Source organism: Bacillus vallismortis, from assembly GCF_040784915.1.
Lineage (GTDB): Bacteria > Bacillota > Bacilli > Bacillales > Bacillaceae > Bacillus > Bacillus subtilis_G.
In genome coordinates this window covers 676,676-702,137 of sequence record NZ_CP160797.1, presented here as the reverse complement: position 1 = coordinate 702,137, position 25,462 = coordinate 676,676, and the positions used below count along the sequence as shown (strand labels likewise).

The 25,462-nt window shown below is 45.5% G+C and carries 22 protein-coding genes and 2 riboswitches; of the genes, 2 read left to right on the top strand and 20 right to left on the bottom strand.

The window, feature by feature from the left end; translation table 11 throughout:
* Positions 1 to 79: 79 nt before the first annotated feature.
* The 20 genes from purF to mneS form a co-directional block, all read right to left on the bottom strand.
* Entirely contained in the window at positions 80 to 1,510 is a 1,431-nt protein-coding gene (gene purF, locus ABZM97_RS03635) for an amidophosphoribosyltransferase (protein ID WP_087991345.1), read from the bottom strand.
* Positions 1,486 to 3,714 carry a phosphoribosylformylglycinamidine synthase subunit PurL gene (purL, locus tag ABZM97_RS03630; protein ID WP_087991344.1) on the bottom strand — a complete coding sequence of 743 codons (2,229 nt, stop codon included), beginning with the start codon at positions 3,712 to 3,714 and terminating at the stop codon, positions 1,486 to 1,488. Before purL ends, purF begins: the two co-directional genes overlap by 25 nt.
* Entirely contained in the window at positions 3,698 to 4,381 is a 684-nt protein-coding gene (gene purQ, locus ABZM97_RS03625; protein WP_087991343.1) for a phosphoribosylformylglycinamidine synthase subunit PurQ, read from the bottom strand. The genes purL and purQ overlap by 17 nt, the downstream gene beginning before the upstream one ends.
* Positions 4,378 to 4,632: a phosphoribosylformylglycinamidine synthase subunit PurS gene (gene purS / locus ABZM97_RS03620; RefSeq protein WP_087991342.1), complete on the bottom strand. Its 255-nt coding sequence runs from the start codon at positions 4,630 to 4,632 to the stop codon at positions 4,378 to 4,380. Before purS ends, purQ begins: the two co-directional genes overlap by 4 nt.
* Positions 4,625 to 5,350 carry a phosphoribosylaminoimidazolesuccinocarboxamide synthase gene (gene purC / locus ABZM97_RS03615; RefSeq protein WP_202328345.1) on the bottom strand — a complete coding sequence of 242 codons (726 nt, stop codon included), beginning with the start codon at positions 5,348 to 5,350 and terminating at the stop codon, positions 4,625 to 4,627. Before purC ends, purS begins: the two co-directional genes overlap by 8 nt.
* Positions 5,351 to 5,424: 74 nt before the next feature.
* Positions 5,425 to 6,720, bottom strand: coding sequence for an adenylosuccinate lyase (gene purB / locus ABZM97_RS03610; RefSeq protein WP_024715850.1), 1,296 nt, complete (start codon positions 6,718 to 6,720; stop codon positions 5,425 to 5,427).
* Complete coding sequence (gene purK / locus ABZM97_RS03605) at positions 6,717 to 7,859, bottom strand: 5-(carboxyamino)imidazole ribonucleotide synthase (RefSeq protein ID WP_202328346.1); 1,143 nt, start codon at positions 7,857 to 7,859, stop codon at positions 6,717 to 6,719. The genes purB and purK overlap by 4 nt, the downstream gene beginning before the upstream one ends.
* Positions 7,852 to 8,340: a 5-(carboxyamino)imidazole ribonucleotide mutase gene (gene purE / locus ABZM97_RS03600; RefSeq protein ID WP_087991339.1), complete on the bottom strand. Its 489-nt coding sequence runs from the start codon at positions 8,338 to 8,340 to the stop codon at positions 7,852 to 7,854. Before purE ends, purK begins: the two co-directional genes overlap by 8 nt.
* A gap of 140 nt (positions 8,341 to 8,480) precedes the next feature.
* Positions 8,481 to 8,582, bottom strand: a riboswitch (purine riboswitch).
* 79 nt (positions 8,583 to 8,661) lie between these two features.
* Positions 8,662 to 8,859, bottom strand: coding sequence for an NETI motif-containing protein (locus tag ABZM97_RS03595; protein ID WP_148963482.1), 198 nt, complete (start codon positions 8,857 to 8,859; stop codon positions 8,662 to 8,664).
* Positions 8,859 to 9,413 (bottom strand): DUF2179 domain-containing protein, encoded by a 555-nt coding sequence (locus ABZM97_RS03590; protein WP_087991338.1) that lies wholly within the window; start codon positions 9,411 to 9,413, stop codon positions 8,859 to 8,861. Before ABZM97_RS03590 ends, ABZM97_RS03595 begins: the two co-directional genes overlap by 1 nt.
* Positions 9,414 to 9,627: 214 nt before the next feature.
* Positions 9,628 to 9,795: a Fur-regulated basic protein FbpA gene (locus ABZM97_RS03585; protein WP_052245624.1), complete on the bottom strand. Its 168-nt coding sequence runs from the start codon at positions 9,793 to 9,795 to the stop codon at positions 9,628 to 9,630.
* 157 nt (positions 9,796 to 9,952) lie between these two features.
* Positions 9,953 to 10,759 (bottom strand): hypothetical protein, encoded by an 807-nt coding sequence (locus ABZM97_RS03580; protein ID WP_367387227.1) that lies wholly within the window; start codon positions 10,757 to 10,759, stop codon positions 9,953 to 9,955.
* Positions 10,760 to 10,962: 203 nt separating this feature from the next.
* Complete coding sequence (gene pbuG / locus ABZM97_RS03575) at positions 10,963 to 12,285, bottom strand: hypoxanthine/guanine permease PbuG (RefSeq protein ID WP_087991336.1); 1,323 nt, start codon at positions 12,283 to 12,285, stop codon at positions 10,963 to 10,965.
* 135 nt (positions 12,286 to 12,420) lie between these two features.
* A riboswitch (purine riboswitch) is annotated at positions 12,421 to 12,522 on the bottom strand.
* Between the two features lie 146 nt (positions 12,523 to 12,668).
* Positions 12,669 to 14,135, bottom strand: coding sequence for a DUF4179 domain-containing protein (locus ABZM97_RS03570; protein ID WP_367387226.1), 1,467 nt, complete (start codon positions 14,133 to 14,135; stop codon positions 12,669 to 12,671).
* On the bottom strand, positions 14,117 to 14,650 hold the full coding sequence (locus ABZM97_RS03565; RefSeq protein ID WP_087991334.1) for a sigma-70 family RNA polymerase sigma factor: 534 nt from the start codon (positions 14,648 to 14,650) through the stop codon (positions 14,117 to 14,119). The genes ABZM97_RS03570 and ABZM97_RS03565 overlap by 19 nt, the downstream gene beginning before the upstream one ends.
* Before the next feature lie 110 nt (positions 14,651 to 14,760).
* The gene (guaA, locus tag ABZM97_RS03560) at positions 14,761 to 16,302 is read right to left on the bottom strand and encodes a glutamine-hydrolyzing GMP synthase (protein ID WP_087991386.1); all 1,542 of its coding nucleotides are present in this window, start codon (positions 16,300 to 16,302) and stop codon (positions 14,761 to 14,763) included.
* Positions 16,303 to 16,463: 161 nt separating this feature from the next.
* A complete protein-coding gene (locus tag ABZM97_RS03555; RefSeq protein WP_367387225.1) occupies positions 16,464 to 18,668 on the bottom strand; it encodes a DUF4129 domain-containing transglutaminase family protein in 2,205 nt (734 codons plus the stop codon).
* Positions 18,669 to 18,688: 20 nt separating this feature from the next.
* The gene (locus tag ABZM97_RS03550) at positions 18,689 to 19,885 is read right to left on the bottom strand and encodes a DUF58 domain-containing protein (RefSeq protein ID WP_367387478.1); all 1,197 of its coding nucleotides are present in this window, start codon (positions 19,883 to 19,885) and stop codon (positions 18,689 to 18,691) included.
* Positions 19,882 to 20,844, bottom strand: a complete 963-nt coding sequence (locus ABZM97_RS03545; protein WP_087991333.1) for a MoxR family ATPase — start codon at positions 20,842 to 20,844, stop codon at positions 19,882 to 19,884. The genes ABZM97_RS03550 and ABZM97_RS03545 overlap by 4 nt, the downstream gene beginning before the upstream one ends.
* A gap of 151 nt (positions 20,845 to 20,995) precedes the next feature.
* Positions 20,996 to 21,868 (bottom strand): manganese transporter MneS, encoded by an 873-nt coding sequence (mneS, locus tag ABZM97_RS03540; protein ID WP_367387224.1) that lies wholly within the window; start codon positions 21,866 to 21,868, stop codon positions 20,996 to 20,998.
* Between the two features lie 411 nt (positions 21,869 to 22,279).
* Between mneS and gabP the strand changes: the two genes are divergently transcribed.
* Positions 22,280 to 23,689, top strand: coding sequence for a GABA permease (gene gabP / locus ABZM97_RS03535; protein WP_253268873.1), 1,410 nt, complete (start codon positions 22,280 to 22,282; stop codon positions 23,687 to 23,689).
* 151 nt (positions 23,690 to 23,840) lie between these two features.
* Positions 23,841 to 25,382 carry an outer spore coat copper-dependent laccase CotA gene (gene cotA, locus ABZM97_RS03530; RefSeq protein WP_367387223.1) on the top strand — a complete coding sequence of 514 codons (1,542 nt, stop codon included), beginning with the start codon at positions 23,841 to 23,843 and terminating at the stop codon, positions 25,380 to 25,382.
* Positions 25,383 to 25,462 lie beyond the last annotated feature (80 nt).

The window sequence follows — 25,462 nt, the reverse complement described above, 5'->3', positions numbered from 1 at the left end:
TTTTTCAAAATATCTCCCCCGAACGAGGGCAGAAAGAGAAGGCAGCCGAACTGCGCTGCCTTTATGTCATTTTCAAGGTTTATTTGGTTAATACCGCTTCTTTTACATGAGGAAGCACTGTATCCTGGTAAATTTCAGTCGGATATTTTCCTGTAAAGCAAGCGAGACACTGTCCGCAATTAGAGTCATCGTATTTTCTGCCGATGCCTTTCAGCAGCCCTTCCACACTCAAAAATGAGAGAGTGTCGGCTCCGATTTCCTGACGGATTTCTTCAACTGAATGGGAAGACGCGATCAGTTCTTCGTGAGTGGAAGTATCAATGCCGTAAAAGCACGGATGAGCGATCGGCGGTGAACTGATTTTCACATGCACTTCTGTCGCACCCGCTTCTCTGAGCATCGTGACAATCCGGCGGCTTGTTGTTCCGCGCACGATCGAGTCATCTACCATAACGACTCGTTTGCCTTCCACAACCCCGCGCACAGCAGAAAGCTTCATTCTGACGCCTTGCTCACGAAGAGCCTGAGACGGCTGAATAAACGTTCTGCCGACATAACGGTTTTTGATTAAGCCGAGCTCGTACGGGATGCCTGTTGCTTCTGCATAGCCGATCGCCGCTGAAATACTGGAATCCGGAACCCCTGTTACGACATCGGCTTCAACTGCGGATTCCTGAGCAAGCATTTTCCCAAGGTTTTTACGCGCACTGTGCACGTTAATCCCTTCAATATTGCTGTCCGGCCTTGAGAAATAAATGTACTCCATGCTGCAAATGGAACGGTTGATATTCATGGAAAAACGCTCTGATTTCATGCCTTCATCATTGATGATCAGCATTTCGCCCGGTTCTACCTCACGAAGGTACGTCGCGCCGACCACATCAAATGCGCACGTTTCTGATGCGACCACATAAGCGTCGCCCATCATGCCGATTGACAGCGGTCTGAGCCCGTTCGGGTCGAGCGCGACGATCATTTCTGTTTCGGTCATGATCAGGAATGCGTAGGCCCCTTTCAGCATGGAAAGCGAGTTTTTCATTTGATCCTTCAGCGTGAAGTGACCGCTTCTTTTGATCAGGTGAGCCAAAACCTCTGTGTCCGAAGAGGTCTGAAAGATACTCCCTTGATTTTCGAGCTGCTGCTTCAGCTGAGTGGCATTGACTAGGTTTCCGTTATGGGCAAGCGCCAGGCTGCCGTTGTTTTGGGAACGGAAGAGGAGCGGCTGAACATTTTCGTATCCGCCGCCTCCAGCCGTTGCGTACCGAACGTGCCCGATTGCGCCTTTTCCTTTTACTTTGCTGAGCTCGCCATTTTGAAATACTTCCGTGATCAGCCCTTGGCCTTTGTGCGCCGTCAGTTTTTCACCGTCTGTCGCCACAATGCCAGCGCCCTCCTGTCCTCGGTGCTGGAGGCTGTGGAGACCGTAATACGTGATTTGCGGAGCTTCTTCATGTCCCCAAATCCCAAATACGCCGCACTCTTCATTTAAGCCTTTGATTTCAGCAAGCATGGGATAGCTCCTTTCCATGCGCGTTCAAGATCATTCGTTTGCGCATGAATCAATTGTTGTCCGTCTTGGTTTTGAATCGCCAGAAGTCCGTCCGCTGTTACCTCACCGATATGAACGGCATCTTTTACAGTCGCTTCAAACGCTGCTTGATGTTCTTTTTTCACAGAAACGACAAAGCGGGATTGAGATTCAGAGAATAATAACGCCGCTTCCCCTTCTACAGTCACGTTCGCGCCAAGGTTTTCCGTCGTCATGACACTTTCTGCAATCGCTACGCCTAAGCCGCCTTCAGACACATCATGCGCGGATTGAACAAAGCCTTTTTTAATCGCGTCAAGCAATGCTTTTTGGCGTGACAGCTCTACATCAAGATCGATTTGCGGCGCTTTTCCGTAAATGCTGCCTTCTGTCATTTTTTGCAGCTCGCTTCCCGCAAACTCAGGTTTTGTTTCACCGATCACGTAGACGAGATCACCCGCTTGTTTGAAATGCTGTGTTGTAATGTGGGCTGTATCTTCAATTAAGCCGACCATGCCGATAACAGGTGTCGGGTAAATCGCCGTGCCGTTTGATTCGTTGTAAAGCGATACGTTTCCGCCGATAACCGGTGTGCTGAGAACATTGCACGCCTCGCTGATGCCGTCAGCCGCTTTTTCGATCTGCCAGAAGATTTCCGGTTTCTCCGGGTTTCCGAAGTTAAGGTTATCTGTGACCGCAAGCGGCTCTGCGCCCGAGCAAATGATGTTGCGCGCCGCTTCAGCGACAGCAATTTTTCCGCCGACTTCAGGATCAAGATAGAGATAACGCGCGTTACAGTCTGTCGTCATCGCCAGCGCCTTTTTCGTTCCGCGGATTCTGAGAACACCTGCGTCAGATCCAGGAGCGACAACTGTGTTCGTCCGCACCATGTAGTCATATTGATCGTAAACCCACTCTTTGCTTGCGATCGTCGGCTGCTGCAGGAGTGCCTTCAGTGTTTCATTCGCATTTTCAATTTGCGGAGCCGGAACATCCGTCTCTAAAAACTCGCGGTAGTAAGCAGGCTCTTGAGAAGGCTTATGGTAAACCGGCGCTTCTTCTGCCAAGGCATCAACGGGCAGCTCGCACACAATCTCACCTTTGTGTGTGAGGCGAAGCATCTTATCATCTGTTACACGTCCGACAGAAACCGCTTCAAGATCGTACTTGTCAAAAATATCGATGATCTCCTGCTCACGTCCGCGCTCGATGACCAAAAGCATCCGCTCCTGTGATTCAGAAAGCATCATTTCATATGCAGTCATACCTGTTTCACGCTGAGGAATCAGGTCAAGATTCATCTCAATGCCAGAGCCGGCTTTACTTGCCATTTCCGCGCTTGAGCTTGTTAAACCGGCAGCTCCCATATCCTGAATGCCGACTAACGCATCACATTGGATGACTTCCAGACATGCTTCAAGCAAAAGCTTTTCCATAAACGGATCGCCGACTTGAACGGCAGAGCGCTTGTCTTCAGACGAATCAGACATTTCTTCCGAAGCAAACGTAGCGCCGTGGATTCCGTCACGCCCTGTTTTCGCTCCTACGTACATCACTGTGTTGCCGACACCCTTCGCCTGGCCTTTTTTAATGTCTTCATGATTAATTAAACCGACGCACATTGCGTTAACGAGCGGATTTCCTTCATAGCTGCTGTCAAACTGCACTTCTCCGCCGACTGTCGGGATGCCGATACAGTTGCCGTATCCCGCGATACCCGCTACTACTTCTTCAAACAAGTACTTCACACGCGGTGAAGTCAGTTCACCAAATCGAAGAGAGTTCAATACAGCGATTGGACGGGCACCCATTGAGAATACGTCACGGATAATGCCGCCTACGCCAGTCGCAGCACCTTGATAAGGCTCGAGAGCTGATGGGTGGTTATGTGATTCAATTTTGAACACAACCGCTTGGTTGTCACCGATATCAACGATTCCGGCGCCTTCCCCCGGACCTTGCAGCACACGCTCGCCGCTTGTCGGGAATTTACGCAGAATCGGCTTAGAGTTTTTGTAGCTGCAATGCTCTGACCACATGACAGAAAAAATTCCGATTTCTGTGTAGTTCGGCAATCTGCCAAGAATGGATTCAATCAATGCAAACTCATCATCACTGACACCCATTTGCTGATACATTTTCTCTTCTTTTATTTGTTCTTTACTTGGTTCAAGCAGTAGTGACATGAGTTTCCCTCCAATTTTTCACGATAGACTGAAATAATTTAAGACCGTCGGCGCTTCCAAGCAGTTCATCGACCGCGCGCTCAGGGTGAGGCATCATGCCTAATACGTTGCCTTTCTCATTCACGACACCGGCAATGCCGCTGACACTTCCGTTAATATCGGAGCCGTATGTGAAAGCAATTTGGTTGTTTTCTTTCAATGAAGCAAGTGTGTCGTCATCACAGTAGAAGTTCCCTTCACCATGAGCAACCGGGATTGTAATCGATTGGCCCTTTTCGTAGGAAGATGTGAATAATGTTTCGTCGTTCTGAACAATTAATTCAGCAGGCCGGCAAATGAACTTCAAATCTTTGTTGCGTCTCATTGCGCCTGGCAGAAGGCCAAGCTCTTGTAAAATTTGAAATCCGTTGCAGACGCCGAGAACTGGTTTTCCTTCAGCCGCCGCCTGTTTGACAGCTGGCATAATATTCGCAAATCGGGCAATAGCCCCGCATCTCAAATAATCGCCGTAAGAAAATCCTCCCGGAATTAATACGCCATCGAAGCCGTCAAGGCTTGTTTCCTCATGCCAGACGTATTCCGCTTCATGGCCGAGCTCATCCTTTACAGCATGATACATATCGATATCACAGTTGGATCCAGGTAACACAATCACCGCAAATTTCACTGTGCGACTACCTCCTCAACTTCGTATCTGTAATCTTCAATCACTGTATTCGCAAGAAGTTTTTCGCACATTTCTTTCACTAGCATGTCAAGATCACGGTCAGATTTTTCGATCGTAAGCTCCATATATTTACCGATGCGCACATCTTGAACTTCGTTGTAAGTCATACTGTGCAAGGCATGCTGGACAGCGCTCCCTTGTGGATCTAGTACACTTTCTTTTAAGCTGACATAAACTTTTACTTTATACATGATGAATGCCTCCCAGTCTTTTGAAAATCTCTTCATATGCGTCGGTTAAGCTTCCAAGATTGCGTCTGAATAAATCTTTGTCCAGCTTTTCGTTCGTGTTTTTATCCCACAAGCGGCATGTGTCCGGTGAAATTTCATCGGCCAAAAGCACTTGTCCGTCTGGATCTAAACCGAATTCAAGCTTAAAATCTATTAATCTGACGTGACAATCGGCAAAAATGGTTTGAAGCTCTTCATTTACTGTTTTTGTAACGGACTTAATGTTTTCTACCTGCTCAGGAGTTGCCGCTTTCAAGAGCCAAATATGATCTTCCGTGATGAGCGGATCACCCAGCGCGTCATCCTTGTAGTAAAACTCGATAATCGGCTGTTCAAGCTCGGTGCCTTCTGGAATGCCGAGACGTTTGGACATGCTTCCTGCCACAACATTTCTGACGACGACTTCAAGCGGCACAATCGTTACCTTTTTGATGAGCTGCTCCGTTTCCGATATGCGCTCGATAAAGTGGTTGTTAATGCCATTAGCGTGAAGATGTTTGAAAATCAAGCTTGAAATCTCGTTATTTAAGCGCCCTTTGCCGCTGATTTCTGCTTTTTTCTCGCCGTTAAAAGCAGTGGCGGAGTCTTTATACACGACATACAACGTGTTTTCGTCATCGGTTTTGTAGATCTTTTTTGCTTTTCCTTCATATAAAAGTTCATTCTTCACAATATTCACGGAAGGCCTCCTAATCCGAATCTTGGGAATTTTCAAACCACGGCGGCATAGAAGAAGCCGCCTAAAAGCTTCTTCTATGCTAAACCTAAACGTTCAAAGATCAGATCAACATTTTTCAGATGGTAGTTGTAATCAAAACAGTCAGCAATTTTTTCCGGAGAAAGACGGGACGTGATTTTCTCCTCCGCTTCCACAAGCTCACGGAACGGCACTTGTTTTTCCCAGGCTTCCATTGCTTTCGGCTGTACTGTATCATAGGCTTCTTCACGAGTCAGGCCTGTGTCGATCAAAGCAAGCAGCACACGCTGAGAGTAAATAAGGCCGAGTGTGCGGTCCATGTTGCGCTTCATGTTTTCCGGGAAGACCGTTAAGTTCTTCACGATGTTGGAGAAGCGGTTCAGCATGTAGTTCAGCGCGATTGTCGCATCCGGGAGAATAATCCGTTCTGCTGAAGAATGAGAAATATCGCGCTCATGCCATAATGGAACATTTTCGTAAGCCGTCATCATGTATCCGCGGATGACGCGCGCAATGCCTGTCATGTTTTCAGAACCGATCGGATTGCGTTTGTGCGGCATTGCAGATGAACCCTTTTGCCCTTTCGCGAAAAATTCCTCAACTTCGCGTGTTTCACTCTTTTGCAGACCGCGAATTTCCACTGCGAACTTCTCGATGCTTGTCGCGATCAAAGCAAGTGTCGCCATATAGTCAGCATGGCGGTCGCGCTGAAGGGTTTGGGTTGAAATCGGTGCTGCTTTCAATCCGAGCTTCTCACAGACATATTGCTCAACAAATGGGTCAATGTTCGCATATGTGCCGACAGCGCCGGAAATCTTCCCAACCTCGATGCCTTCTTTTGCTTGTTTGAAACGCTCAAGGTTACGTTTCATTTCCTCATGCCAAAGCGCAAGTTTTAAGCCGAATGTTGTAGGCTCAGCGTGTACGCCGTGTGTGCGCCCCATCATGACTGTGTATTTATGTTCTTTCGCTTTTTCTTTTATAATGTCAACAAATCTCTCAAGGTCCTTGAGCAGAATATCGTTTGCCTGTTTTAATAAGTAAGAAAGAGCGGTATCCACAACGTCAGTTGACGTTAAGCCGTAGTGCACCCATTTTCTTTCTTCGCCCAGTGATTCGGAAACGGCGCGTGTAAAAGCGACAACGTCATGGCGGGTATCCTGTTCGATTTCTAAAATGCGGTTGATGTCAAATGACGCGTTCTCGCGCATGACCTTTACGTCTTCTTTCGGAATGACGCCAAGCTCCGCCCACGCTTCACAGGCAAGAATCTCAACCTCCAGCCATGCTTGAAATCTGTTTTCATCCGTCCAAATTGCGGACATTTCAGGTCTTGAATAACGTTCGATCATTCTGCTTGTCCTCCGTCTCTATTCATCCATTTATTTGTGATCTCCTGAATCCATTGGTCTTCAGGCTGCTTCATAAATGTAATATGCCCCATTTTGCGGCCTTTTTTGATTTCATGTTTTCCGTATATATAGAGCTTTGCTTCTTTTATAAGCTCCGGCTCTTCCTCAACAAGCTTCACTTCATCGCCGAGTAGATTCACCATCATGCCCGGCTTCAGCAAATCTGTTTTACCGAGCGGAAGGCCGCATACCGCTCTGATATGCTGTTCAAACTGGCTGGTTTCGCACAGGTCCAGCGTATAATGCCCTGAATTATGCGGTCTTGGCGCCAGTTCATTGACCAAAAGCTCGCCGTCTTCTGTCAGGAACATTTCAACAGCGAGGGGCCCGACAAGGTGAAGCTCATCTGCAAGCTTAACGGCCAAATCAGCAGCCTTCCTCTGGATCGCTTTTTCCACCCGTGCAGGCACGATGCTTTGGAAGAGGATATTGTTGTGGTGAATGTTTTCTGCTGCCGGAAATGTTGAAATTTCGCCGTTTACCGATCTGACGACGATGACCGACATTTCCATTTTAAAAGAAACCCAGCTTTCGAGAATGCAAGTACCGTGTTCTAATAGAGCGGCAGCCTGCTCAATTTGCGCCTCTTCCTTGATCACAAATTGGCCTTTGCCATCGTATCCGCCGCGGCATGTTTTCAGCACCGCGGGAAGTCCAAGCTCCTGTACCGCCTGTTTCAATCCATCTTTTGTTTTGACGATGCTGTACGGAGCAACTTCACAGCCCGCGGCTTGAATGGCTTTTTTCTCTGTTTCACGATTTTGGGTAATGAGCAGCAGTTCACTTCCTTGCGGGAGATAGGCATGATCTTTTAGCCAATGCAGCGCATCATAATCGATGTTTTCAAACTCATACGTGATGATGTCGCTGATTTCAGCCAATTTTCGAATCGCTTCACGATCATTGTAATGAGCGGTAATTTCAATATCCGCAACCTGCCCGCATGGCGAATCTTTAACCGGATCCACGACCGCGACTTTATACCCCATTTGTTTGGCGGACACAGCCATCATTTTTCCAAGCTGGCCGCCGCCGATAATGCCGATCACTGCTCCTGGATAGATGATTTGTTTAGACAAGCTGATCACTGCTTTCTAACACTGTCTGTTTAGTATTTTCTCTTCTCTCATCCAGCTTACGGGCAAGATCCTCGTCAAAAGCTGACAACATTTGCGCCGCTAACAGCCCTGCGTTCACAGCGCCTGCTTTGCCGATGGCTGTTGTCGCAACAGGCACGCCTCCGGGCATTTGGACGATGGAAAGCAGAGAATCCATTCCGTTCAGCGCCTTGGACTGAACCGGAACTCCGATGACCGGCAGTGTTGTTTTCGCCGCCGTCATCCCTGGCAGATGCGCCGCTCCTCCGGCACCGGCGATAATCACCTTGATGCCTCTTTCTCTCGCGGTTTCAGCGTATTCAAACATGAAATCAGGCGTCCGGTGAGCGGAAACGACCTTCTTTTCGTACGGAACATTAAGTTCGTCAAGTATGTCGCATGCGTTTTTCATTGTCTCCCAATCGGAAGTGCTTCCCATGATGATTCCTACTAGCGGCTGCATTCTGTTCCCACCTTCTCATGCTTTTGTTTTCAGAAAATAAAAAATACCCGCTCTGCATTGCACTTATGAGGAAGCAATACAAACCGGGCATGGTACATGTATCGTCAGTCGTTCGCTTCTGCGATATATCCATGTCAGTTTTATCGATCACTTTCCTGCATAGTCCGGCAATTTACGGTTGCCGGGTAGAAACTTATGGGCCATATTCCCAAGATTATATGAGGTCGTGTTTTGATTTCATGTTTATCTTAACAACGGATATGGATAATGTCAACGACATTATCGAACGATACAAAAATTCATTCTGCTAATGTTCGTGTTTTAGATCAATTTCCCTTCAAATACGATTTTTTTCCCGCATGGAACGATCTGAATTGACCCGTTTTCCTTTTTCTCCATAAAAACAGGCTCCTCCATTCGCCGTACAGGCAAATACCCTTCTTCTTTCATTTGCTGAAGCACAGCATCAATCGTTTGCTGCTCTGTCACTTCAAACTTTTTCTTCTTCGGCTTTGCCATTATTCTTTAATTCTCCTCTTCTTCACCGCTTTGACCCAGAAGCCGCCGTGGATTGTTTTTGGTTCATACGCAATAATAAAGGCTTTTGAATCAATTGTCTTAATCGTATCATACAGCTGGAGTTCATATTTTCTCGGTGTCAGAATCTGAAGGGCTGTGCGGTCGCCTTCAAGCCCGCCGACCACCCAGTTTGTCACACCGTAGCCTTTTTCACGGAGCTGCCTCGGAAGATCAACATCAAGCTCCTTCGTAATCACATTGACCATCATATAGCCAAGCGCCAATTTTTCTTCTATTTTCATGCCGACAATGACGCCAAGACCGTAACCGAGCGCGTACGCAATCACATTTTGAATCTGGTCTAAGTTATCGAGCACCAGGCTCAATCCTGTCACATAAACCAGTATTTCAATCGTACTGATGCCGGCCGCTAAATAACGCTGGCCTTTCAGCGTTAAAATCATTCTTATCGTAAAAAATGACACATAGACAATATTAATAATGAGAATTATGAGAACCATGGCTATTCCATTTGATAAGATGGTTTGCATCATTTCATTTCATCCCCCTACTCTTCATCTTGCATAAAGCAATCATATTCTACTAGAGAAACGCGTCGTTTACAATCAACTGAGACCGTAAGCCTAAGGAAAATATTTCGACACGCTTTTTCAGATTGAACAGTAGTAGTTTACCCTCTTTCTTACCTTTTCAACATCAAAACAAAAAAGCCCGCTTTTCAGCAGACTCACCTTTTCTCATATATTGTCAGATCTCTTTTTTCATTTTCAGAAGGGATTTGTATTCTTTCTCAAGCTCACTCAGCGTATAATCAGCAAGCTGTTCCCCTCTTCCCTGATAAAATTCCGAGAGCAGTAATTTGGTTTTTAAAAATTGCTTCTTTTGATTAATCGCTCGGCGAAGTACTTCAGCCATGTCCATCATCCTCCAAAATATAAAGGTTTGTACGCTGGACGTTTACAGCATTTTCCTTATCATACACGGATTAATCCTACAAATCAACTATGTTTTTTAGATATATTTGTAAAAATTGTGACATCAAAAAACCGGCTATGAACAGCCGGTTTTTTCATTAAAGCGGAATCAGCGACGCTGTGAAATATTCAGAAATAAACGGCCAAGTCACCGCCGCAAACAGCAGCGCGACCGCAACTACTGCAAATACACAATAGATATAATCAATCGGTGCATCTTGTGCCGCCTGATACAGACGCTGCACATACAGCGCCATCATAAAAAAGATCGAAAACAAGATCAGCACTGTAAAAAGAACTGTCAGCATCGGGATATTCACGATCGCAAAGATCAGCCAAAGAATTGAAACAGCAATCACCGGTACAAGCAATGAACCCAAACCCGCAGCCACTTCTCTAAACGTCACCTTCTGCTTCATCATATAGCGGGAGACGGCCCATACGGCTATGACCATTACCGCGAAAAAGAGAAGCAAATAGAAAAGAACGATTAAAAATCCGTCATAGAAAGCGTGATGGCGTTCTCCGAAACCAAGCGGCCGATTCCAGCTGGCCTTTAACTGAAACCAGTTCCCGATTGAAAAGATCATACTGAATATAAGCATTGAAATCAAACCATACTTATAATGAGAAAAACCATCCGCCACGACGGTTTTCGCCGGTGATTTTAAAATCGAGAACGCAAAACCGCAATATCTGTTGATGGCTGCCCATACAGACGCAAGCTTGTCTTTAGCAATGGATACACCACCGCGTTCCTGATGCGGTTTCTGCTTTTGTTTTTGCTTCTGCTTGCTTTGCCGGCTCGCCTTTCTGGACATTCTCGATAGCGGTTCTTCATCTGTATCTATTCTTTCACTCTGGTTAACTTCTTCTTCAAACGTTTCTTTTCTTTCTTCCGTCATGTCAGCAACTCCTATCAAAAAAATACGGCGGAATACCATAAGAAAATAAAACACTTATATAAGGTACCGAAGCCTTCCTGAACAGTCAAGTCATTTCCATTTAAGTAAAGCATGGCGGCACATCTACATGACGGTATATCGTATGAAATGGTTTTACCTTTTGCAACAAAAAAACCAGCTGCCAAGGCAGCTGGTTTCATTCGTTATTTTAAGAAGATAAAGTACAGGATAAAAACGATAAACAGCCCGTACATAATCGGATGAACCTCTTTGGCTTTTCCTTTGCACACCATCGTAATCGGATAGAAAATAAATCCGATGGCAATCCCAGTTGCAATGCTGTATGTTAACGGCATCATGATCATGGTAAGGAAAGCGGGAACGGCCACCTCGAACTTATCCCAAGCGATTTTGCCAAGCGGCGCCACCATCAATGCACCAACAATGATCAGCGCCGGAGCCGTTACATTTGAGGTAACGACTGATAGAAGCGGCGAGAAAAACGTAGCCAGTAAAAAGAGAATACCTGTTACAATTGCCGCAAATCCTGAGCGGGCACCCGCAGCGACGCCTGAGCTTGATTCCACGTAAGAAGTTGTGGTAGACGTACCGAGCATGGCGCCGATCACAATCGAAGATGAATCAGCTAAAAGCGCACGGCCCGCACGCGGCAATTTGTTTTCCTTCATTAAACCAGCTTGAGTTGCCACAGCAACCAGTGTACCCGCTGTATCAAAAAATCCGACAAACAAGAACGTTAAAATGACGATCAGCATTTGTACGGAGAAAATATCCGGCAGATGAAGCCACGCTTGTCCGAAAGTCGGCTCAAGGCTCGGCACACTGCCGATGATTTGAGTCGGAACCGGAACCAAACCGAAAATCATGCCGGCAACCGCAGTTAACAGCATCCCGATAAACACGCCCGCGTTAACGCGAAGCACCATTAAAATAACCGTTACAATTACACCGAAAATCGTTAACAGCACAGGACCGCTGTGAATGTTTCCGATGGTGACGAGTGTGGAAGGGTTGGATGTAATAATTCCTGAACCTTGTAATCCAACGAATGTAATAAACAGGCCGATACCCGCGCCGACTGCCAATTTCAGCTCTGGGGGAATGGCGTTGATGATTTTTTCACGAAAACCTGTTAACGAAAGAGCAACAAAGATAAGACCTGAAATGAAAACACCAGACAAAGCGGCCTGCCATGAAATGCCCATGCCGAGCACGACAGAAAACGCAAAAAACGCGTTCAGCCCCATACCTGGCGCGATGGCGATCGGATATCTCGCGATCAGTCCCATTAAGATACAGCCTGCCGCAGACGCCAGCGCTGTCGCTGTAAAGACCGCGCCTTGGTCAATTCTCAGCGCTTCCGGAAAATCTTTCACGCTCTCCAAAGCAAGTGTAATCGGATTGACGAACAGAATATATGCCATAGATAAAAAAGTCGTTAATCCGCCAATGATTTCATTGCGATAGCTGGTGCCCAGCTCATCAAACTGAAAAAACTTTTTCAAGCTATTTGACTCCCTTCACTCTTTGTTATTTATCCTGCCCTGAAAACGCCAAATAAAAAACGCCCCAATGCATTTTGGGACGCTTGACTACAGACGGATTTCAGTTCGTATAAATAAACGTGTTTTATTTATATCAAACGAAAGAAATGTTTACGTAGTCAAGCCATTTACGGTAGCTTGGTAGAGACTTGCGAGCCATATCCCCGCGATTATACGAATTATCTTATTTGATTTCTGTGTCTATTGTACCAAGTTCGTTTTGAAATGACAATATAAAAAACGAACATTACCGATTCAAAAAAATGGTTTATTCGTCTATTGACTAAATTGATAACAATGATAAAAACCGTATGTATGACTTCATACGGTTTTTCAACTTATGCTTATTTTATCTTGGCAGGCTGACTCACCTGATGCACTGGTACAGTAAACGAGAATGGCTTTCGTTGAACCAGGTCATTTAAAACGCCTTTATCAATATAAAGACCATATTCATTAAACTCAAAATGCTTTAAAGAAAGCTTATCAAGATAGGCATCATCCAGTTCAAAAGTAGATACCATTTCGGCTGTGTTCATATTTTTCACTTCAGCTTTATTCCATTTCAAATAATAACCTTCTTCATAATAAGCCATTGGATCAGGCCATGATTGCATTTTTTTCATATCACCAAGGCCAATCATTTCACCTATATTCACTAAGTCATCTTCGTTCATACTTGAAGTATCAACTCCAGTGAAGCGGTAATAAACCAATACTTTCCTCCCTTCTTGTTTCATGTTATTGATTTCAATCCCTATGTTTTGATGGTTTGTTTCTGAAACACGAAACGGCATCTCTGCATTTAGCGGAACGATTTCACTGCCCTCAGCCTCAAATCTAATATCTGCTATTAATGTCAGCTTTTTCGCTTTTGGATTGATTGGTGATTTTAACTGTGTTTGGCCTTTTGCTCTTACCGTTCTCTTGTTTACTTTTTTGCGGTCTCCAAGTTCGATGTTTGACGCTGACATCTCATATGTGTTTCCTAAATCATCTTTGACCTCGTTAATTTCAACCTCATCATTCTTTGCTATGCCTTGATAATCTATTGTAAATTGAAGGACAGATCCAAGTTTTCCGTTTTCCACTTGAATATTGGAAAATTGATAACGATTATGATAAGCCGATACCTCCTTTGAACTTTCTAAATAACTTGCATTCTTTTTGGTAATAGGCAGATTAAATCTCCAATTCCCCTGTATTTCATTGATATGAGTAATCACAAAAGGCACAGTATCCCCATTTTTTATTTCAGTACCATTTGTATAAATCCTTAATTGTCCTGCGTATTGCTTGTTATTTAATTTTTTAAGCATTAAGAAATCGTAGTTGATTGAAAACTTGTCGTTATAACTCGCTTCGTCCACATCATACATGATCTCTTTTTCATCAGACTGGAAGTTATCCACAGTAAAGATATAGACAAGCTGTCCGGCATCGTAATATGAGCTATTTACAGAAACAGTGATTCCCCTAGACTCTGCTTTTTCATTCAAAGCTGTGACCAAATTGCTTTTAAACAATGATAGGCCAACTTTATCTTGAAAATCCTTATAAATTTGGCCGACAATGGGTATGCTTCCCATCGCTTTGTTTACAGATGGCAGAAAAAGACCGGACGTTAAATACAGTATACCTACCACAGCAGTAACAGCGATACCATTTGTTAGGATTCGTCCCCATTTAAAACGGCGCCTGCTGTTACTTTCATTTTCAGCACGAACGACAGCTTGATGTATTGCCTTTTTGAGTGCTTTCTTTGGCACTTTTATTTCGTCATACATCTGTTTTACTTGGTATTTGTCCATTTGTTTTGGTCCTCCTTTTCCAGCTCCTGTTTCAAAGCTTTTCTTGCTCTATGTAAATGTGTTTTAATTGTGCCTTCTGCCATTCCTGTTTGTTCAGCTATCATTGAAATCGAATAATCTTGAAAATAATAGAGCTGAATCGTGAGCTGAACATGTTCATCAAGTGAATCAATCGCATTTCGCAAATCCATGTATTCCTCGATATTGGCTTGATCAGTGCCAGTATCATGCTGTTTCTCAATCGGAACCAAATCTCCTTTCTTTTTATTCATGGCGAAAATGGAATGAATCAGTATTCGAGTAAGCCACGTTAAAAAATACTTTGGCTCTTTTAGTTTTTCTATATGAATAAAGGCTTTATAAGCCGTTTCCTGTACAGCATCAAGTGCATCTTCTTTGTTTCTTAAATAGAGATAGGCTGTTTTATATAACGTCTCCTGATGTGCCAGCATAAGCTTTTCAAAGGCTCGAGCATTTCCTTTTCTCGCCTTTGTAATCAATCTTTCTTCCTTCACCTTATCCACCTCCTATGTTGTTAGATAGGAAAACTGCCGAAACGGTTTCAAAAAGTTCACAAAAAAAACGCCCCTTTTGTAAAAGGGACGTTTTTCTATTAGCTATTTACTTATTCCCACTCAATCGTCGCAGGCGGCTTACTTGTAATATCGTACACCACGCGGTTAATGTGCTTCACTTCGTTTACGATACGTGTCGAAATGACTTCAAGCACATCCCACGGGATACGCGCCCAGTCAGATGTCATGCCGTCAATTGAAGTAACGGCGCGGATTCCGATTGTGTAATCATATGTTCTCGCGTCACCCATAACACCAACGCTGCGGATGTCAGGAAGAACAGTGAAGTATTGCCAAATATCACGCTCTAATCCGTGATTCGCAACTTCTTCACGTAAAATCGCATCTGATTCACGAACGATTTCCAGTTTTTCTTCTGTTACTTCGCCAAGTACGCGGATTCCGAGTCCCGGTCCTGGGAAAGGCTGGCGCCATACGATGTCATCGGGAATGCCGAGCTCTGTGCCAAGCGCGCGCACTTCGTCTTTGAAGAGCGTGTTTAACGGCTCGATCAGTTCAAACTGCATGTCTTCTGGAAGCCCGCCGACATTGTGGTGAGATTTGATCGTTTGCGCCGTTGCCGTACCGCTCTCGATGATATCAGTGTAAAGCGTTCCTTGTGCAAGATAGTCGATGCCTTTGAGCTTGTCCGCTTCATCATCGAACACGTAAATGAATTCATTACCGATGATTTTGCGTTTTTGCTCAGGATCAGAAACGCCTTTTAGTTTATTTAAGAATCTGTCTTGTGCGTCTACTTTAATGACGTTCATGTTAAAGCCTTCGCTGAATGTTTTCATAACCCCTTCAGCCTCGCCTTTACGGAGAAGACCATGGTCTACAAAGATACAAGTCAGCTGGTCGCCGATCGCTTTATGAATCAAAACAGCAACAACAGAGGAATCAACGCCGCCGCTTAGCGCGCAAAGAACCTGCTTATCTCCGACCGTTTCACGGATTTTTTGCATTTCAATTTCGATAAAGTTCTCCATTGACCATTTGCCTTCACATTCGCAAACGCCGAATACAAAGTTTTTCAGAAGGTCATTGCCGTATTCAGAGTGGCGCACTTCCGGATGGAACTGAACGCCGTACCATTTTTTGTCCGCTTTGCTCATCGCTGAATTCGGGCAGTGATGGCTTGTCGCGTCAACAGTGAAGCCTTCAGGAACTTCTACAACCAAATCGCCGTGGCTCATCCAAACCACTTGTTCGTTCGGAAGATCTTTGAACAAATCAGGTGCGCCTTCGATGTGGATGTTTGCTTTTCCGTATTCACGCTGGCTTGCCGCTTCAACTTTACCGCCAAGGTAATGAGTCATCAACTGCATGCCGTAGCAAATTCCCAAAACAGGAATATCAAGCTCGAAGATTTTCTCGTCACAGCGGAAAGAGTTTTCATCATACACACTGTTTGGACCGCCGGATAAAATAATTCCTTTCGGATTCATTTCTTTAATTTCTTCAGCCGTCAATGTATGGGGATGCAGCTCGCTGTATACACCGAATTCACGGATACGGCGTGTAATCAGCTGGTTATACTGACTGCCGAAATCAAGGACAAGAATCATTTCATTCACTAACTTTGTCATGGTTGTCACCTAATCTCCTCTAAGTTTTTTGACACAGAAAAAAACGAGGACAGATATGAAACACGATCCGCCCTCTTTGGCAAGGCCGTTTGCCGGAGTCCGGTAACTCGCTCCCAGACTCCGATAATATTCACTAATTCTAACAACACGTCGATAAGCGGTCAAGACCATCTTCTTTTAATTAAATTTTCCCATAACTCTCTGGTTTCATTCCAAAGCGCCTTCGAATCTTCATTTCTGTAAAGCGCCCGTTCATAGCTTGATGTCAGCTTTGACATGTCTTCCGAGCTATATTTTCCATCGATTCGTTTCGCATAGTCACGCAGCGTTTCACTGTCTCGTTTCGGAATGCCTCTTCTCTTCAGCTGTTTCAGCAGCGCGCCATATGCCTCAAAAAACACGTGCTGATCGCTGCGCCGCTTCAATTTTCTTACAACGAAAATAGGAATCCATAGCGAACGGAAAACATACAGCAAGACCGCTGCCAAGAGCAGGACTGCAAGAACCCCAAGCGCTCCATACCAGCCCGCCCCGGCATTTTCACGTGAAGCGGACGGTTTTTTAGAAACTGGTGTCTCCCGTTTTTCCTTTTGTTTTTCCGGCTGTTTTTTCTCTTTTTTCTGCGCTTCTTTTGTTTTCTCCGGTGAGCTGCTGCTTTCGCTGCCGGAATCCTTTGTGTCAGAAGAAGTAAATGCAGCCGGGTTTGTAAACCCTTTAGTCGGCTCAAATGTGACCCAGCCCTGTTCTGGGAAATACACCTCTACCCAGGAATGGGCGTTGTTATTTGTCACCTCGTAGATGCTGCCGTTTTTGTTTCCCGCTTCTTTATATTCGCCTGATGTATACCCCTTGACCCAGCGGGCCGGAATGCCGGCCGAACGCAGGAGCACCACCATAGCGGAAGAAAAGTTATCACAGTAGCCCATCTTTGTTTCAAACAGAAATTGATCGACATAATCCCCATCATCCTTAGGGATGGTCACGTTTTCGGTTTCATATGTGAACTGATTTGAACCTAAATAGTCCTCAACCGCTTTCACCTTATCAAACATATTATCATGATCCTGAGTCAGCTTGGCCGCAAGGGTTCTCACCCGCTCAGGCAGTGAATCCGGCAGCTGCATATAGCGGTTGCTGAATGTGTATTCCTCACTGTTGTTTCTCACTTTCACCTTTCTCAGCTCATCCAGCTTGTAGACCGGGGAATTGTACGTTACGGAATAGCTCCCCATATTTCTGATCTCACCGGCTTGTTCACTGATCGGGGAAATTTGTTCCGTGTTTCCGTTCATTTCAAGCGAGACAGCCTGCTTTGGCTGTATGGTTTTCGCACCGATCGGATACATCACATGGTTATACCCGTAGTGTTCATCAACTTTGACACGGACGGCGCTGCGTTCTGTCGCAACCTTGTGGTCAAACCATAGATTTTCAACTTTCCCTCCGCTTAGCTGATATGACATGCCTGTGTCTGTTTCAATCCAACCTTTCCCGGTATACGTATCCTTCGTTTCCACACGGAAATACGTACGCTCTTTTCCCTGCCAAGTAAAAACAGGGGTGTCATCCTGCTGAAACGGGCCGCCGAGTGATTCGTCATGGTTCCCGTATCCGATTTTGCTTTCACCAGCCGGCACACGCTCTTGATTGGTCATTTTTTTGAGAAAAGGCACCGGATCAGGCCAAGCCGGATCTGATTTCGGAGCGGCAAGTCCGAATCCCACGGCAGCCAAAATGAATACCGATAACGGCAGAAACCATTTCAGGACAGATATTTTTGGCAATGCGATTCTTTCCATCAGCTTGATGCGTTCTAAGTATAAAAGGCCAAGCATAAAGAAGCCGATCAGCACGATACGGATGACGGCAAAAGTGGCATCATATGGCGTAAAGGTATCAAGAATCGTAATATACGCTACTGTCATCATAAAGAAAAATAAGATTCTTCTCTGGTAAATCACCCAATAATGAAGGAGATAGACCAGCAGCCACAACAGCACAAAAAACAACAGGGTCCGAAACGAAGGAATCATGTCATTCCATTGCCCTGATTGTATCAGCGTGATATTCAAATAGACATCCCGCAAAAAAGAGCTGACCCAGTTCAAATCAAAGATGGACCCTTGATAAAACAGGATGTGCACCGAGATCAACGTAAATAAGACACAAAAAGGAACGGTGACAAACCACCTCATTCTGAAAAAACTCAGTAGAAACGTCAAGCCGATAAAGACAATAAAAAAACCCGTATGTTTCGTATCTGTAAAACGGTCAAGCGGTCTGAGCCACTCCCACAGCAATAAAAACGCCAGAAAATAAAATAGCAGCAAGCTCAAACGGCTTCCCTTCTGATCATCGTGCGGCATGTGCACCGTCACCCCTCTTTCTAAACAACACGCGAAACTCGTCCGCCCCTCATGACCTGAACTCTGATTTGGCGTTTCATCATGCGTTCGACCATGACATTTTCAGCTTGAGAAAGCTCAGCGTCTTTCTCTTTTGCCAGGATCACTGTAAACCGGCCTCCCCCGGTTTCTGCTAAGTTCAACAAATCTTCCGTGAACTGCCCCGTGACGATCACCTTATCAGCTTTGCGAACAGACGGCTTACCCAGCTCCTCCCGTACATATCGGCTTACCGGGTCAGCCGCATCACAATGAACGACGGCTAAATGCCGAAGCATGCGCTTAAAATGCTGCTCCCCTTCTTGAATAGGAAAAAGCGTTTTTTCCTTTCCGACTGAGGCCAAACCTGCCCCCGCGCCGCTTTGTAAAACAGAATGAAGAATCGAAGCTGACACAGTAACGACCTCTTCGAATGCTTCAGAGGAAAAACGATCCATCAGAAGAACCAGGTTTTTGCTTCGAGACGGTTCAAATTCCTTCGTCATCAGCTGGCTCCGCCGTGCAGAAGTCTTCCAGTCTAACGCGGCAAACCGGTCTCCCGGCTGGTAATCCCGAACACTCGCTGCGACTGCGGAATGGTGCTGATGAACCGGAGAAGACCCGCTTACACCATCTTCCTGATGCCTCTCATTCACCTGATAAGAAAGTCGCTGAAAGGATGGATAGACAAACAGGGTATCATCCAGCTCATAAAAAGCTGTTTTTTCAATCAAGCCGAGAACGTCCCCGGTTCGCACCCTGACAGCATGAAAATGATGTTCTCCGCGCGGTACGCGAGCTAATTCATACGACATCGTCATACGCCGTTTAAACCAAGGAAAAACGAGACGTTTGGCCGCGGCTTCGTCTCGGTTCAATGACTCGATTCCTTCTGGCAGGCAATCTTCAATCACCATATACATCAGCGGAAACGGCAGCTTCCTTCTCAGCGTTACCGACACGCCCAGCCTGTCCCCCGCTTGCAATTGTGTTTTGGCCATTTGCCGTGAAGCCTGAAAAGAGCGGAGCGGATACAACGCCAGCAGTCCGGCATACACGACAAAAGGGAGAAACGCGTAAAACAAAAACCAGCTGACAAAGCCGCCTTGAAACATCGCGTAAGAAAAAACAGCAGCAGTCAATAGCGTTAATACAATCAGCTTCCACCCATATACCAGCCATTGCGTCTTCTTCATCAGCGGATCGACGACCTTTGAACCGGTACCTTCACAACGGACATGATCTCCCGTACGATCGCGTCTGCCTCGATACCTTCAAACTTCGCCTCTGGCTGCAGCAGCATCCGGTGCGGAAGCGCGAAAGGAGCCAAATATTGAATATCATCCGGAATGACATAGTCGCGATGATGGAGCAGCGCATATGCTTGGGCCGCTTTCATGAGAGCGATTGATCCGCGCGGACTGACGCCTAATTGAACAGAGGCATGCTGTCTCGTTTTCTGCACGATTTCCACAATGTATTCTTTAATGCTGTCATCGGCGCGAACATTTTGCACTTCCCGCTGCAAACGGATGAAGTCTTCTTTTGAAATAACCGGCTCAAGCGTCTCAATCGGATGGCTTTTTTCCTGAAGAGATAAGACGTCCAGCTCCTCATTAAAGGTCGGATAACCCATGCGAAGTTTGAATAAAAAACGGTCAAGCTGGGCTTCCGGCAATGGGTACGTCCCTTCATATTCGAACGGGTTTTGCGTTGCCATCACAAAAAACGGAGCCGCAAGCGGCATCGTATGGCCATCTACCGTTACACTTCCTTCTTCCATCGCTTCTAGCAAAGCAGACTGTGTCTTCGGAGAGGTACGGTTGATTTCATCGGCCAGCACGATATTTCCCATAATCGGGCCGGGACGGTATTCAAATTCCATCGTTTTCGCATTATAGATGGACACGCCTGTGACATCAGATGGCAGCAAATCCGGAGTGAATTGAATTCTTTTGAAGTCGGCGCCGATTGACTTTGCCAGCGCGCGGACCATCATCGTTTTACCGACTCCGGGTACATCCTCAAGCAGCACATGCCCTTTGGCAAGAATGGCTGCTAAGCTGAGTACGGCGATGTCTCGTTTTCCCACCATTACTCTATTAATATGTTCAACTGCTTTCCCCAGCAAAGGATGCAGGTCTTCTTGGTATGCCATTCTTTTCCTCCTAGTCATCTACAAAATTCATCATATTGTAACCTAACTTTACCACAAAAAGCGATCTGTATAAAAAAACGATTCTAGCAAATTGTTTCCAATAAAGCAGAATAAATCACACCAAAAAAGCTTCCTATGACAGGAAGCTCAATTATTTGCGTTCTAAAGGTTCCATATGAACATGTGAATAATCAATCGCATGCTCCTCCTTCATTCTCCGCTCAATTTCATTGGCAATATCGTGGCTTTCCGTAATATTTAAATCAGCGGATACTTCAACCACCACATCAACGTAGACCGTACTGCCCAAGTATCTCGCTTTAATATCTTTTAAACGGCGTACACCTGGAATCTTTTCGATTGTCTGTTTATAAGCTGAAATGTCTTTTACGTCGAATCCATCTGTCAAAGAGTGAGATGATTCTTTGAAAATATCCCATGCCGTTTTGCAAATGAGCAGACCGATCACAAACGCCGTGACCGTATCAATCCAAGCAAGGCGGAATTGCGCAGCCGTAATTCCGATAAACGTGCCGACGCTGACGAACGCATCCGATTTATTATCAGCGGCCGCGGCAAGGAGCGCATGGCTCTTCACCTTTTTGGCCAGCCTTTTATTGTACTGGTACACCATAAGCATCAGGACTGCCCCGCCTGCTGCCGTCCAAGCCGCAATCATATCCGGCGTCTCTTGTTTAGCAGAAAAAATAGATTCTCCGGCGCTGAACAGCACTTGCAGTCCGACAACCATCATAATAAAGGATGCGATAAGTGATGCAATCGTTTCCGCCCGGAAGTGGCCGTATGGATGATCTTCATCAGGAGGCTTTTGAGAGATGCGAAGGCCGATCAGCACAGCAACAGAAGCAATAATATCAGTTGTGTTATTAAACCCGTCTGCCATAAGCGCTTCCGAGTGAAAGAAATAACCGATGATCAGCTTAATCGCGGACAGGACAAGATACGCGGAAATGCTGACAATAGCCCCGGCTTCTCCCTTCTTCAGTTCATCGTATCTCTCCATACAAAACCTCCTCTCCGCTCGTGAATTCCTATTATAATGATACAAAGCTGAATAGCAGTGGGTCTACAGAAACATGATTCACTCGCCACAGAAAAATAGTTATGGCGGAACACTGTTTCTCTAAACCAATTTACTTTCTCCTCTAAAAATCCCTTAAAATTCAATGCCGCCAATACCTCTGCGATCTTCGATATTTTAAAATACTACGCTAGCTGCAAAAATGAATAATTAACGAAACATTTTTTCTTTTAATCCAAGCTTATCTGCTTAAAACACCACAAACAATAACCTACAAATTTAAAATAAACTGTTATATTTTCTTACACGAATTTTCGACAAACTGTATATTTATGATAGAGTTTCAATTATCATAATATTCAGTAATGGTTTCATTCTTTAAGGAGGTAATTTATGAACCAGTCTCAATCAGGATTAAAAAAAGAATTAAAGACCCGCCATATGACCATGATTTCGATCGCGGGCGTGATCGGAGCCGGCCTATTTGTAGGCAGCGGTTCAGTCATTCACTCGACCGGTCCCGGTGCTATCGTTTCTTACGCGCTAGCCGGCTTACTGGTTATTTTCATCATGAGAATGCTCGGTGAAATGTCTTCCGTAAACCCGACGAGCGGATCGTTTTCCCAATACGCTCATGACGCCATCGGGCCATGGGCCGGATTTGCAATCGGCTGGCTGTATTGGTTTTTCTGGGTCGTCGTTATCGCGATTGAAGCAATTGCCGGAGCCGGCATCATTCAATACTGGTTCCACGATATTCCTCTGTGGCTCACAAGCTTAATTTTGACCGTATTGCTCACACTGACCAACATTTATTCCGTTAAATCATTCGGTGAATTCGAATATTGGTTCTCCCTTATTAAGGTCGTTACGATTATTTTGTTTTTAATTATTGGATTCGCTTTCATTTTTGGGTTCGCACCAGGAAGCAGTCCAGTGGGCCTCTCCAACTTGACGGGCCAAGGCGGATTTTTCCCGCAAGGCATCAGCTCCGTATTGCTTGGCATTGTCGTCGTTATTTTTTCCTTTATGGGAACGGAAATCGTTGCTATCGCTGCAGGAGAAACATCCAATCCATTGGAATCCGTGACCAAAGCGACGCGTTCCGTTGTGTGGCGCATCATTGTCTTTTACGTCGGCTCTATTGCCGTTGTCGTTGCGCTTTTGCCTTGGAATTCAGCCAATATTTTAGAAAGTCCGTTCGTCGCTGTGCTCGGGCATATCGGTGTTCCCGCTGCCGCGCAGATTATGAATTTTATCGTCCTCACCGCTGTACTCTCTTGCCTGAATTCAGGTTTGTACACCACATCCAGAATGCTGTATTCACTTGCAGAAAGAAAGGAAGCACCGCGCCGCTTTATGAAATTAAGCAAAAAAGGTGCTCCCGTACAGGCGATTGTTGCCGGTACACTTTTCTCATATATCGCGGTTGTGATGAATTACTTTTCTCCTGATACCGTCTTTTTATTTTTAGTCAATTCATCAGGCGCAATTGCACTGCTCGTCTATCTCGTCATCGCTGTTTCCCATTTGAGAATGCGTAAAAAACTTGAAAAAACGAACCCTGAAGCTTTAAAGATTAAAATGTGGCTCTTCCCATACTTAACCTACGTGACCATTATCGCCATCTGCGGGATTTTAGTATCTATGGCATTCATTGATTCCATGAGAGACGAGCTGCTGCTGACAGGCGTCATCACAGGAATCGTTCTGATTTCTTATCTTGTGTTCAGAAAACGCAAGGTGAGCGAAAAAGCGGCAGCCAAGTCTGTCACACATCAGCAGCCCGACATCCTCCCTTAATGCTGATCAAATCCTAAACGGACTCCCGTTTAGGATTTTGTTATTTCTTCTTCGGGCAGGCAGAGGCACGCCATTTTTTTGTAACCATCACGCCCTTATTGTCATTAACTATAATACCAATATATTAAATTCAGATAAGGACAGATGAAAAATGGTACTTGAAAAATTTGCGGATGCTCTCCCAATCCCAGATACACTAAAGCCTGTTCAGCAAACAAAAGAAAAGACATACTACGAAGTCACTATGGAAGAATGCACTCACCAGCTCCACCGCGATCTCCCCCCGACCCGCCTTTGGGGCTACAACGGCTTATTTCCGGGGCCTACCATTGAGGTCAAAAGAAATGAGAACGTTTATGTGAAATGGATGAATCACCTTCCTTCAACGCATTTCCTTCCGATTGACCATACGATTCATCACAGCGACAGCCAGCATGATGAGCCCGAAGTAAAGACTGTTGTTCATTTACACGGAGGGGTCACGCCAGATGATAGTGACGGGTATCCGGAAGCTTGGTTTTCCAAGAACTTTGAGCAAACAGGCCCTTATTTCAAACGAGAGGTTTATCATTATCCGAATCAGCAGCGCGGTGCTATTTTGTGGTATCACGATCACGCCATGGCGCTTACCAGGCTGAATGTCTATGCCGGACTCGTCGGCGCTTACCTCATTCACGATCCAAAGGAAAAACGCTTAAAGCTGCCTTCCGGCGAATACGACATACCGCTTCTTATCACAGACCGCACGATCAACGAGGACGGTTCTTTGTTTTATCCAAACGGACCGGAAAACCCTTCCCCGACACTTCCCAATCCTTCAATCGTTCCGGCTTTTTGCGGAAAAACCATACTGGTGAATGGGAAGGTTTGGCCATACTTGGAGGTCGAACCGAGGAAATACCGCTTCCGCGTCATCAACGCCTCCAATACGAGAACCTATAATCTGTCACTCGATAACGGCGGAGAATTTATTCAGATCGGTTCAGACGGCGGGCTTCTTCCGCGCTCTGCTAAACTGAACTCTTTCAGTCTTGCACCTGCCGAACGTTATGATATCATCATTGATTTCACAGCCTATGAAGGACAATCGATCATTTTGGCAAACAGCGCAGGCTGCGGCGGTGACGTCAATCCCGAAACAGATGCGAATATCATGCAATTCAGAGTCACAAAACCATTGGCACAAAAAGATGAAAGCAGAAAGCCGAAGTACCTCGCCTCATACCCTTCGGTGCAGAATGAAAGAATCCAAAACATCAGAACACTGAAACTGGCAGGCACCCAGGACGAATACGGCAGACCGGTCCTTCTTCTCAATAACAAACGGTGGCACGACCCTGTCACAGAAGCACCAAAAGCCGGCACAACTGAAATATGGTCCATTATCAATCCGACACGCGGAACACATCCGATTCACCTGCATCTGGTCTCCTTCCGTGTATTAGACCGCCGGCCATTTGATATCGCACGTTATCAAGAAAGCGGGGAATTGTCCTATACAGGCCCGGCTGTTCCGCCGCCTCCAAGTGAAAAGGGCTGGAAAGACACCATTCAAGCTCACGCCGGTGAAGTCCTGAGAATCGCGGCGACATTCGGGCCATACAGCGGACGATACGTATGGCACTGCCATATTCTTGAGCATGAAGACTATGACATGATGAGACCGATGGATATAACAGATCCCCGTAAATAACCCGACAAACTTGCCTCTCGCAGGCAAGTTTTTTCTTTAAGAAACTTTTGGCCCCATTTTTCGTATAAGATAAAAACAGC

What these genes read in the sequence shown, in the direction of transcription:
- purF (WP_087991345.1), bottom strand. Translation starts at nt 1,510, where the DNA reads ATGCTTGCTGAAATCAAAGGCTTAAATGAAGAGTGCGGCGTATTTGGG.
- purL (WP_087991344.1), bottom strand. Translation starts at nt 3,714, where the DNA reads ATGTCACTACTGCTTGAACCAAGTAAAGAACAAATAAAAGAAGAGAAA.
- purS (WP_087991342.1), bottom strand. Translation starts at nt 4,632, where the DNA reads ATGTATAAAGTAAAAGTTTATGTCAGCTTAAAAGAAAGTGTACTAGAT.
- purB (WP_024715850.1), bottom strand. Translation starts at nt 6,720, where the DNA reads ATGATCGAACGTTATTCAAGACCTGAAATGTCCGCAATTTGGACGGAT.
- purE (WP_087991339.1), bottom strand. Translation starts at nt 8,340, where the DNA reads ATGCAGCCGCTAGTAGGAATCATCATGGGAAGCACTTCCGATTGGGAG.
- ABZM97_RS03595 (WP_148963482.1), bottom strand. Translation starts at nt 8,859, where the DNA reads ATGGCAAAGCCGAAGAAGAAAAAGTTTGAAGTGACAGAGCAGCAAACG.
- ABZM97_RS03590 (WP_087991338.1), bottom strand. Translation starts at nt 9,413, where the DNA reads ATGATGCAAACCATCTTATCAAATGGAATAGCCATGGTTCTCATAATT.
- ABZM97_RS03585 (WP_052245624.1), bottom strand. Translation starts at nt 9,795, where the DNA reads ATGGCTGAAGTACTTCGCCGAGCGATTAATCAAAAGAAGCAATTTTTA.
- ABZM97_RS03580 (WP_367387227.1), bottom strand. Translation starts at nt 10,759, where the DNA reads ATGACGGAAGAAAGAAAAGAAACGTTTGAAGAAGAAGTTAACCAGAGT.
- ABZM97_RS03570 (WP_367387226.1), bottom strand. Translation starts at nt 14,135, where the DNA reads ATGGACAAATACCAAGTAAAACAGATGTATGACGAAATAAAAGTGCCA.
- guaA (WP_087991386.1), bottom strand. Translation starts at nt 16,302, where the DNA reads ATGACAAAGTTAGTGAATGAAATGATTCTTGTCCTTGATTTCGGCAGT.
- ABZM97_RS03555 (WP_367387225.1), bottom strand. Translation starts at nt 18,668, where the DNA reads ATGCCGCACGATGATCAGAAGGGAAGCCGTTTGAGCTTGCTGCTATTT.
- ABZM97_RS03545 (WP_087991333.1), bottom strand. Translation starts at nt 20,844, where the DNA reads ATGGCATACCAAGAAGACCTGCATCCTTTGCTGGGGAAAGCAGTTGAA.
- mneS (WP_367387224.1), bottom strand. Translation starts at nt 21,868, where the DNA reads ATGGAGAGATACGATGAACTGAAGAAGGGAGAAGCCGGGGCTATTGTC.
- gabP (WP_253268873.1), top strand. Translation starts at nt 22,280, where the DNA reads ATGAACCAGTCTCAATCAGGATTAAAAAAAGAATTAAAGACCCGCCAT.
- cotA (WP_367387223.1), top strand. Translation starts at nt 23,841, where the DNA reads ATGGTACTTGAAAAATTTGCGGATGCTCTCCCAATCCCAGATACACTA.